The sequence below is a fragment of the Streptomyces sp. NPDC047315 genome, from assembly GCF_040643215.1.
Taxonomy (GTDB): domain Bacteria; phylum Actinomycetota; class Actinomycetes; order Streptomycetales; family Streptomycetaceae; genus Streptomyces.
Map to the genome: position 1 here is coordinate 1 of NZ_JBEYTZ010000110.1, position 1,877 is coordinate 1,877.

Genomic DNA, 1,877 nt, shown 5'->3' on the forward strand with positions numbered 1-1,877 from the left:
GAGCCGTCGCCGCACGTGGATTGGTCGGCTGGCGAAGTACGACTCTTGACGGAGCCGGTGTCGTGGGAGCGCAACGGCCACCCGCGCCGAGCCGGAGTCTCCGCGTTCGGCGTCAGCGGCACCAACGCCCACGTGATCCTGGAAGAGCCGCCGGCCCTGGAGCCCCGGTCCGCAGCGGCTTCGGAGGTCCCTGGTCCGCTGCCGTGGGTGGTGTCCGGTCGCGGTGATGCGGGTCTGCGCGGGCAGGCGGCGCAGTTGGCGAGTTTCGTACGGGCCCGGCAGGCGACTGGTACGGCTGATCGTGGCTGGCTCGCGGGCGTTGCAACTGGGTTGGCGGGGCGGGCCGGTCTGGAGGACCGGGCCGTGGTCGTCGGGTCGAACGCCGATGAGTTGCTGGCCGCCCTGGAGGCGCTCGCCGCTGAAGGTCAGCCTCCGCGGGCGCGGACCGACGCGGGTGTGGTGTTTGTCTTCCCGGGTCAGGGTGGTCAGTGGCTCGGCATGGGCCGTGAACTCCTCGCGTCCTGGCCGGTGTTCGCCAAGCACATGAGTGCGTGCGAAGAGGCGCTGGCGCCGTTCGTCGACTGGTCGTTGTCGGAGGTGTTGACCGGCTCCGATGAGGCGTGGTTGGGGCGGGTTGATGTGGTGCAGCCTGTGTTGTGGGCGGTGATGGTGTCGCTGGCAGGGGTGTGGCGTGATGCCGGCGTCGAGCCGGACGCGGTGGTCGGCCACTCCCAAGGTGAGATTGCGGCGGCGGTCGTGGCGGGCCGGTTGAGCCTGGAGGACGGGGCTCGCATCGTGGCCTTGCGGTCGCGCGCGCTGCGGAGCCTGGCCGGCCACGGCGCGATGGCGTCCATCGGGCTCGACCCGGAGGCGGCGGAGGAGCACCTGACCCCGGGTGTCTCAGTGGCGGCGATCAACGCTCCGAGTCAAATCGTGGTCAGCGGCCCGCCGGACGAGGTTGCCGCGCTGTGCGCACGGCTGGACGGGGCAGGTGTGCGGGCTCGGCAGATCGACGTGGACTACGCCTCCCACCACGCGCAAGTGGAAGCGGTGGAGGAGCAACTGCGCGCCGATTTGGCCGGGGTCGTCGATCTGGCCGACGCCTCGGGGACCTCGGGGCCGGTGCTGGTGTCCACGGTGACGGGCCAGGAGGCACAGCCCGGTGAGTTGGGGGCGGAGTACTGGTACCGGAACCTGCGGGAGCCGGTGCAGTTCGCCGACGCGGTACGGCATTTGCAGGACGAGGGCCCGCAGGTGTTCCTGGAGGTCGGCCCGCATCCGGTGCTCTCGCTGGCGTTGGAGCAGTCCGTCACGGACGGCCGGGTCTTGCACACCCTCCGCCGCGACCAGCCCGAACAGGCACAGCTACTGACCGCCTTGGGTGCGGCCTGGGCTGGCGGGCTGCCGGTCGTCTGGCGCGAGTTGCTGCCCGTTGTGGAGCCGGTGGCGTTGCCGACGTATGCGTTCCAACGCCAGCGCTATTGGTTGGATGCCCCCGTGGTTGCGCCGGCTGCGGTTGTGAAGAGTGACAGTTGGCGTTATCGGGTGGGTTGGACGCCGTTGGGGGTTCAGCAGGCTGGTGGGTTGGCGCGGCGGTGGCTGCTGTTGTGCCACGACGACGGCGAGGTCGTGCGCGTACGGCAGGCGTTGGAGCAGGCCGGGGCGAAGGTCGACGTGCGCACTCTGCCCACTGCCCCGGATCGGGAGGGTGTGGCGGAGCTGTTGGCGGGTGCGGAGCACGTTGCGTATCTGCCGGCCGGGGTCGACGGAGGGCAGTCGGTTCTGTCTGCTGGGTTGGCGTCGGTGGTGGCGGTGATGCAGGCCGTGGTGGATCAGGCGAGTGCTCGTCTGTGGGTGTTGACCCGCGGCGCCGTCAC

Annotated in this window: 1 protein-coding gene; it reads left to right on the top strand. The window is 70.7% G+C overall.

Features of this window, described 5'->3' with window-relative positions:
- Positions 1-57 precede the first annotated feature (57 nt).
- Positions 58-1,877, top strand: a 1,820-nt coding sequence (locus tag ABZ842_RS38775) for an acyltransferase domain-containing protein (RefSeq protein WP_361548577.1), incomplete at its 3' end; no start/stop codon positions are given.